Origin of the sequence: Blastococcus atacamensis, from assembly GCF_002938425.1 — a bacterium.
In the GTDB taxonomy this organism is placed as follows: Bacteria; Actinomycetota; Actinomycetes; order Mycobacteriales; family Geodermatophilaceae; genus Blastococcus; species Blastococcus atacamensis.
Genome location: NZ_POQU01000024.1, coordinates 34,071 through 41,502 on the forward strand (window position 1 = coordinate 34,071; position 7,432 = coordinate 41,502).

9 protein-coding genes are annotated in these 7,432 nt (G+C 73.7%); 3 read left to right on the forward strand and 6 right to left on the reverse strand.

The features are described 5' to 3' along the window. Positions 1–2: 2 nt before the first annotated feature. Genes C5508_RS08285 through C5508_RS08310 form a run of 6 tightly spaced genes read right to left on the reverse strand, consistent with a single transcriptional unit; the run spans position 3 to position 5,240 of the window. On the reverse strand, positions 3–1,616 hold the full coding sequence (locus C5508_RS08285; protein ID WP_198597964.1) for a peptide chain release factor 3: 1,614 nt from the start codon (positions 1,614–1,616) through the stop codon (positions 3–5). Between the two features lie 20 nt (positions 1,617–1,636). Then, on the reverse strand, positions 1,637–3,190 hold the full coding sequence (locus tag C5508_RS08290) for a polyamine aminopropyltransferase (protein WP_232797001.1): 1,554 nt from the start codon (positions 3,188–3,190) through the stop codon (positions 1,637–1,639). Between the two features lie 5 nt (positions 3,191–3,195). Further along, the gene (locus C5508_RS08295) at positions 3,196–3,660 is read right to left on the reverse strand and encodes a DUF350 domain-containing protein (RefSeq protein WP_104524480.1); all 465 of its coding nucleotides are present in this window, start codon (positions 3,658–3,660) and stop codon (positions 3,196–3,198) included. Positions 3,661–3,712: 52 nt separating this feature from the next. Continuing rightward, entirely contained in the window at positions 3,713–4,120 is a 408-nt protein-coding gene (locus tag C5508_RS08300) for a DUF4247 domain-containing protein (protein ID WP_104524469.1), read from the reverse strand. Next, positions 4,117–4,626 carry a DUF2617 family protein gene (locus C5508_RS08305; protein WP_104524470.1) on the reverse strand — a complete coding sequence of 170 codons (510 nt, stop codon included), beginning with the start codon at positions 4,624–4,626 and terminating at the stop codon, positions 4,117–4,119. The genes C5508_RS08300 and C5508_RS08305 overlap by 4 nt, the downstream gene beginning before the upstream one ends. Beyond that, the gene (locus C5508_RS08310) at positions 4,623–5,240 is read right to left on the reverse strand and encodes a DUF4178 domain-containing protein (RefSeq protein WP_104524471.1); all 618 of its coding nucleotides are present in this window, start codon (positions 5,238–5,240) and stop codon (positions 4,623–4,625) included. The genes C5508_RS08305 and C5508_RS08310 overlap by 4 nt, the downstream gene beginning before the upstream one ends. 173 nt (positions 5,241–5,413) lie before the next feature. On the opposite strand from C5508_RS08310, the gene C5508_RS20585 reads away from it, so the two are divergent. The 3 genes from C5508_RS20585 to C5508_RS08320 are packed head-to-tail and all read left to right on the forward strand — an operon-like array spanning position 5,414 to position 7,229. Then, a complete protein-coding gene (locus tag C5508_RS20585) occupies positions 5,414–5,893 on the forward strand; it encodes an ATP-binding cassette domain-containing protein (protein WP_332872183.1) in 480 nt (159 codons plus the stop codon). Then, positions 5,818–6,396 carry an ATP-binding cassette domain-containing protein gene (locus tag C5508_RS20590; protein ID WP_332872184.1) on the forward strand — a complete coding sequence of 193 codons (579 nt, stop codon included), beginning with the start codon at positions 5,818–5,820 and terminating at the stop codon, positions 6,394–6,396. Before C5508_RS20585 ends, C5508_RS20590 begins: the two co-directional genes overlap by 76 nt. Beyond that, a complete protein-coding gene (locus C5508_RS08320; RefSeq protein ID WP_104524472.1) occupies positions 6,393–7,229 on the forward strand; it encodes an ABC transporter permease in 837 nt (278 codons plus the stop codon). Before C5508_RS20590 ends, C5508_RS08320 begins: the two co-directional genes overlap by 4 nt. Positions 7,230–7,432: the final 203 nt, after the last annotated feature.

A 7,432-nucleotide genomic window follows, 5' to 3' on the forward strand; every position in this document is an offset into this window, starting at 1 on the left:
CCTCAGCCCAGCTGCGCGGCCACCAGCGGCTCAAGGGTGATGGTGGAGTGCCGCTGCTGCAGCATCCGCAGCGCCCACTTGTCGGTGAACAGCGCCAGCAGCTCGCCGTTGGGGCGCTGCACGACCTCGGTCCCGCCGGAGGCGGTGACCAGCGGCACGGACGCCTCGTCGGTGCGCATCGCGATGCTGTAGGGCAGCCGGTCGAGATGCACCGCGGCGTTGAACTCGTGCTCCATGCGGTGCGTGGCCACCTCGAACTGCATGGGCCCGACGACGGCGAGGACGGGGGAGCCGTCGCCGCGGCGCTCGGAGCGCAGCACCTGGACCACGCCCTCGGAGTCCAGCTGCTCGATACCCTTGCGGAACTGCTTGTGCTTGGCGGTGTCCTTGCTCCGCACGACGGCGAAGTGCTCCGGGGCGAACGTGGTCAGCGGCGGGAAGGTGACCGGCTTCTCGCTGTACAGGCTGTCGCCCACACCGAGCGCGGAGGCGTTCACCAGGCCGACGACGTCACCGGGGTAGGCGAGGTCGACCACCTCGCGCTCCCGGCCGAACACCTGCTGGGCGTACTTGGTGGCGAACGGGCGCTTGGTGCGCCCGTGGGTGACCACCATGCCGCGCTCGAAGACGCCGGAGCAGATCCGGATGTAGGCCAGCCGGTCGCGGTGCGCGGCGTCCATCCCGGACTGCACCTTGAAGACGAAGGCGCTGAACGGGGCGGCGAGATCGCGGACCGCGCCCTCGGCGTCGGGGCGGCCGGTCGGGGCCGGCGCCAGGTCGACCAGGGTGTCCAGCAGCGCGCCGACGCCGAAGTTCGACACCGCCGAGGCGAACAGGACCGGTGTGCTCACCCCGCCGAGGAAGGACTCCTGGTCGTGGTTCTGGCCGGACTCGGTCAGGAGCTCGGCCTCCTCCTGGGCCTGCAGCCAGACGTCGCCCTCCTGCGCCGCGGCCTCCTCGGCGGTGAGCAGCTCCTCCGGGGCGATGGTCGCGCCACCGGCGGTGCGGGTGAAGCGGCGGAAGTCGCCGGTACGGCGGTCGAGCACGCCGCGGAAGTCCCCGGCGATGCCCACCGGCCAGGTCAGCGGGGTCGGGGTGAGCCCGGTGCGCTCGGCGATCTCGTCCATCAGCTCGAGGGCGTCCTTGCCCGGGCGGTCCCACTTGTTGATGACCGTGAGGATCGGGATGCCCCGGTGCTTGCAGACGGCGAAGAGCTTCATGGTCTGCGCCTCGAGGCCCTTGGCGGCGTCGACGAGCATCACCGCGGCGTCCACCGCGGTCAGCACCCGGTAGGTGTCCTCGGAGAAGTCGGCGTGCCCGGGGGTGTCGAGCAGGTTCACGACGGCGTCGCGGTAGCCGAACTGCAGGGCGGCCGAGGTGATCGAGATGCCGCGGTCGCGCTCCATCTCCATCCAGTCGCTGACCGTGCCGCGCCGACCGGCCTTGCCGTGCACGGCACCGGCCTGGCCGATGACGCGGGCGTGCAGGGCGAGCGCCTCGGTGAGGGTCGACTTGCCGGCGTCCGGGTGGCTGATGACGGCGAAGGTGCGCCGCCGGGCGGCCTCCTCGACCGCCGTCCCGGCGGATTCACGGGTCGGGGAAGGAGCGGCGGTCACGGAGGAAACGCTACTAGGCGTCAGCCGGAGTACCCGGCACGCATGTCCTCGACGATCAGTGGCCGGTCCAGCGTCGAGGGGGTCAGCCGCTGCCTCGGCCGGTCGGCCGGGAAGACGGCGGAGGCGTCGAGCACGGCGTCGTCGAGGAACCGCGGAGCCGGGGCCGACGGCGAGAGCGCGGGCTCGGGTGGCACGCTGCCCGCCTGGGCCAGGGCGAAGCCCCAGTCGCCGAAGCTCGGCACGTGCACGTGGTAGGGCGTCGTCGCCAGACCGGCCGCGTCCAGGGTCGAGACGGTGCGCCAGAAGGCGGTCGGCGTGGAGTAGGCGCTGCCGGCCTGGACGGTGACCAGCCCCCCGGGCGCCAGCGCGGCGGCCACCAGGCCGTAGAACTCCTCGGAGTACAGGCGCCCCAGCACCGGGGTGTCCGGATCGGGCATGTCGACGACGACGGCGTCGAAGCCCTCGGCCGCCGGCGTACGCAGCCAGCGGAAGGCGTCGTCGGTCACGACCTGCACCCGCGGATCGTCCAGCGCGCCGCCGTTGAGCGCGGCAAGCCGCGTGCGGGCCAGCGCGATCACCGCCGGGTCCAGCTCCACCTGCACCACCTCGCGCACCGACGGGTGCCGCAGCACCTCTCGGGCGGCCAGGCCGTCGCCGCCACCGAGGATGAGCACCCGCGCGGGATCGCGGGCCAGGACCGGGTGCACCAGCGATTCGGTGTAGCGGTACTCGTCGCGGCTGGAGAACTGCAGGTCGCCGTCGAGGTAGAGCCGCACGTCGCCGGCCCGGTCGGTGAGCACGATCTCCTGGTAGCGGGACCGCTCCGCGGCGACCACCGGGTCGTCGTAGAGGCGCTGGCGGGTCGTGGTCTCGATGTCGCGGGCCCGGAACAGCAGGACGCCCAGGACGGCCGCCGCGACGAGCAGGGCGGCGGTCGCCGCGCGGAGGGCCCGGGTGCCCAGCTGCGGCCGCAGGAGCAGGGCGGCCACGACCGCGGCGGCGAGCAGGTTGACCACGCCGGTCAGCGCCGCGCCGCGGATCTGCCCGGCCGTCGGCAGCAGCAGGAACGGCCAGGCCAGCCCGCCGATCAGTGCACCGGCGTAGTCGGCGGCGTTCAGGTCGGCCAGCAGCTTGCCCGACCCCTCGGCGTCGATGCCGGGCCGGCCGGTCTGCAGCAGGGTCATGAGCAGCGGCACCTCGGCGCCGACGAGCACCCCGATGACCGCGGTGGCCACCAGCAGCACGGCGGAGCTGGTCCCGTAGAAGGAGAACGACACGTAGAGGGTGACGGCGCTGAGCCCACCCACGACGCCGAGCAGGATCTCCACCGCGACGAAGGTGGCGGCGGGGCGGTGCAGGAACGGCTTGACCAGCAGCGCACCGGCGCCGAGCGCGGCGACGAAGCCGGCCACGATCAGCGAGGTCTGGGTGATCCCGCCGCCGACCAGGCCGGCCGAGAGGGTGAGCAGGACCAGCTCGTAGATCAGCCCGCAGGCCGCGCACACCGCCACGGCGGCGAGCAGCAGCGGCCGGGCACGCGGCCCGACCGCCGCCGCCGGCGCAGCGGGAGTCACGCCGCTCAGGACAGCGCGGCGGCGTTCACCGCGGCGATCGCGACGAGGCTGGCGCCGATGGCCCAGGCCGTGCCGGTCATCTGCGGGGTGTTGACGACGTCGCGCAGGTGGCCGGGCACGAAGGCGTCGAGCAGCCGGAGCGCGACGGCCTGCAGCACGACACCGAGCAGCCCGTAGACGGCCGAGTCGACCAGCCCCTGGCCCAGGTTGTCGTCGCTGGTCAGAATGGCGGTGACCACGATGACGGCCAGCGCCAGGTGGTTGGCACCCAGCAGGATCGCCGCGTTGGGATTGCGGTCGGTGTAGACCTGGGTGCGCAGGTTGCCCGGGGTGAGCAGGTCCAGCGCCAGGAAACCCAGCGCCAGCACCGCCGCACCGATGGCGAAGTAGAGCAGGGTGGCGAGGACGCCGTCGCCGAGCGCACCGCCGTCGACGCTGCCGAACTCGAGCGCCTGCCATGTGGTCGTCACGTCGGGATCTCTCCTGGATTCGGGTGGTGGGGGTGGGAGGTCCGGAGGGAGGTCACTTGCCGTCGCCGGGGCCGCCGTCGCCGCCCGCGCCCGCGGGGGAGCCGGGCCGGAACCCCGGGCCGAGGAAGGCGAAGAAGCCGCCGCGGTAGCGGCCGTCGAGGTCCTCCACCCGCACCGTCGCACCGTCGGTGGCGGGGCTGACGATCACGATGTCGTCGCTGTAGCGGAGGTACTCGTTGCCGCCGTCGGCCTGCCGCTCGGCGGGCGGCACGGCGTCGGCGATGGCCGCGGTCGTCGTGCCGACGGGATCGGCGGAGGAGTAGGTCGCGGTGTCCCCGTCGGAGCTGGTCTGCCGGTAGGTGTCCTCGAGGAAGCCGCGGACCTGCGTGCCGCTTCCGCAGCCGGTCAGCAGGACGACGGCGGCCAGCGCGAGGGCGGCCGGCCGGCGGGAAGCGCTCATGGGATCCACCTGCTGCTCGTCGTGACGATCTCCCCGGTGTCGCCGTCGGGGTAGAGGTGCCAGGTGTCCCAGGCCCAGCCGCCACCGGCGAGGGGCTGCGCGGTCAGCGCCGTCAGCGCGCCCGCCGAGCCGGGGAAGGCACCGAGCAGCCAGCCGGGCTCGGTGGCGGCGCGGCCGCGCAGCCGGTCGGCCGTGGCGTCCAGCTCGGCGCAGCCGACGCGGACGACGGCCGACGTGAGCTCGTAGCCGGCGGTCCGGTGGGAGCGGGGGAGCGGTTGCCCACCGGCGTGGACGGCGTCGCAGGAGATCTCCTCGGTGAGCCGGGAGCCCCCCGAGCGCGCGGTCACCACGTGGGACGCCCCGAGCACCCCGAGCACGATCTCGCCGCCGGCCCCGTCGGGGAGCCGCAGCCGTGCCAGGGGCTCGGGCGCGGGCCGGTCGAGCAGCAGGCCCAGGGCGGCCGCGGCGACGTCGCGTGGTTCCACGTCGAGCACGTGGAGGCTCACGGCGTCTCGGAGGTGCGGTGGTAGACGGTCAGCTCGCCGCGGCTGACCGCGCGCCCGGTGGAGACCTCCCACGACTGGGTCGGAGCCCAGCGCTCGAAGGCGATCAGGCCGGTCTTGTCCGCCGTCGCGTAGTCGGCGTACTCCACGGTGCCCGTCGGCGGCGTCCCGGTGGTGCCCTCGGCGGTGTAGCTGGCCCGGCCGCGCTCGATCTGCCGGTGCACCCGGTCGTCGAGGACGACGTCGCCGCCGGGTTCCAGGTTCGTGCCCTCGCGGCGCATCCAGAGGGTCATCTCCAGATCGCCCTCGTCGTCCTCGACGGTGAGCCAGCGGCGGCCGGTGGACCCGTCGAGCAGGTGCTCACGCCACGTCATGCCGCCCTCCTCCAGCACGATCGTGCCGCGGACGACGTGGTCGATGCCGGCGTAGGTGATCACGTCGCCGACCCCGATCCGGTGCGGGTCGTAGATGTCGGGCTCGTCGGCGAGCGGGTCCACCCGGGGCTGTGGCCGGGCAGCGCGGGCCAGGTTGCGGCGGCGCAGGACCAGGATGACCGCGGCGAGGACCGCGAGGGCGACCAGCACGACGATCAGCAGGACGAGGAGCACGTCGGGCATTCCAGCGGCCTCCGGCGGGTCGGGAGTCGGGCCGCGCCGAACCTATCGCGGCGCACGGCTGCGGCGACCGTCGCGGGTGCCGACGGAAAAGTCGTTCGCGACCGCTCAGTTCCGCGAGGAGAGTCCGTCGGACTGGGAGAAGACGCCGGCGACCGGACCTGGGCGAGGACCTCATGACGCTGCACGCACCACTGGCCATCGAAGCGACGGGCCTGCGGAAGACCTTCGGGGACACGACGGCGGTGGCCGGCATCGACCTCGCCGTCCCGGCCGGCGTCGTCTACGGCGTCCTGGGTCCCAACGGGGCGGGGAAGACCACGACGATCCGGATGCTGGCGACGCTCGTCCGGCCGAACGCGGGCACCGCCCGGGTGCTCGGGCACGACGTGGTCACCGGGGCCGACGCGGTCCGCGCGCAGGTCAGCCTGACCGGGCAGCTCGCCTCGGTCGACGAGGAGCTCACCGGCCGGGAGAACCTCGTGCTGCTCGGCCGGCTGCTGGGCCTGCGGCGGGGCCCGGCCGCGAGCGGGCCGACGAGCTGCTCGACGCGTTCGGCATCGCCGCCGCCGCCGGGAAGCTGGTCAAGCACTACTCCGGCGGCATGCGGCGCCGGCTGGACATCGCCGCCAGCATCGTCGTCACCCCGCGGCTGATGTTCCTCGACGAGCCCACCACCGGCCTGGACCCGCGGTCGCGCAACCACGTGTGGGAGATCGCCCGGGCGCTGGTGGCGGAGGGGACGACGATCCTGCTCTGCACCCAGTACCTTGAGGAGGCCGACCAGCTGGCCGACGGCATCGCCGTCATCGACCGTGGGCGGGTGATCGCCGAGGGCACGCCGGCCCAGCTCAAGGCGTCGGTGGGCACCGGCGGCCTGCGGGTGCGGCTGCTCGATCCGGGTCGCCGCCCGGAGGCGGCCACCGTCTTGGAGCGGGCCGTGGGACCGGTGACCCTGGGTGCCGACCCGGCCGGCCTGGCGGCGCAGTGCCCGGACTCGGCACGAGCGGCGAACGGGGTGGCGGGGCTGGCCCGGACGGGCATCGGCATCGCGGAGTTCTCCCTCGACCAGCCGAGCCTGGACGAGGTCTTCCTGGCGCTGACCGGCCATGCCGCCGAGGTGCCGCCCGCAGCGACCCTCGAGGAGCAGTCGTCATGAGCGCAGCCACCACGGCCCCGGACGCCGCCGACACCGCGGCCGTCCGCCGGGCGATCGCCTCGACGGCCCGGCCGCCCCGGCCCGGGCGGCTAGCGACGGCGCTGGCGTTCGGCTGGCGCGGGATGCTCAAGGTCAAGCACGTGCCGGAGCAGCTCATGGACGTCACGCTCACGCCGGTCATGTTCCTGCTGATGTTCACGTACCTCTTCGGCGGTGCCATCGCCGGCTCGACCAGCGCCTACCTGGACTACACGCTGCCCGGGCTGCTGGTCATGTCGGTGCTGTTCACCACCGTGCACGCCGGGATCTCCCTCAACACCGACCTGACCAAGGGCGTGGTCGACCGGTTCCGGTCGCTGCCGATCTGGCGGCCGGCGCCGTTGCTGGGCTCGCTGCTCGGTGACAGCGTCCGGTACGTCATCGCCGGCACGGTGATCATCGTCGTCGGCGTGCTGCTGGGGTACCGCCCCGACGCCGGGGTGGCCGGCGCGATCGCGGCGCTGGCTCTGGTGGTGGTCTTCTCCTTCGGCCTGTCGTGGGTGTTCTGCGTGCTCGGGCTGCTGCTGCGCAGCCCGAACGCGGTCATGAACGCGGGCTTCACCGGCATCTTCCCGCTCACGTTCCTGTCCAACGTCTTCGTCGACCCGGCGACCCTGCCCGCCCCGCTGCAGGCGTTCGTCGACGTCAACCCGGTCTCGGTGCTGGCGACCGCGTGCCGCTCGCTGATGGACGGCACCCCCGACGGCGTCGCGATCGTCGTGTCGCTCGCGGTGGCCGCCGGCCTGGCCGCGGTGTTCCTGCCGCTGACCACCCGGCTGTACCGCAGCCGCTGAAGCAGAAGAACCCCTTCCTCCCCAGCCCTCGCTCCGCTCGGTCCGGGTCCCTGGAAGGGGGCCGTTCCATCACGTCGCCAGGTCGACGACCTCGCCGACGACCCAGACGGCGGGTGGCCGGACGGCGTGCTCGGCGAGGGTGGCCGGCAGGTCGGCCAGCGTGGTGCGGACGCTGCGCTGGGTTGGGGTGGTGCCGTCGCTGA

Bases quoted from the DNA above. Each gene is read 5' to 3' on its own strand.
- C5508_RS20585 (WP_332872183.1), top strand. From the start codon at position 5,414: ATGACGCTGCACGCACCACTGGCCATCGAAGCGACGGGCCTGCGGAAG.
- C5508_RS08310 (WP_104524471.1), bottom strand. From the start codon at position 5,240: ATGCCCGACGTGCTCCTCGTCCTGCTGATCGTCGTGCTGGTCGCCCTC.
- C5508_RS08300 (WP_104524469.1), bottom strand. From the start codon at position 4,120: ATGAGCGCTTCCCGCCGGCCGGCCGCCCTCGCGCTGGCCGCCGTCGTC.
- C5508_RS08320 (WP_104524472.1), top strand. From the start codon at position 6,393: ATGAGCGCAGCCACCACGGCCCCGGACGCCGCCGACACCGCGGCCGTC.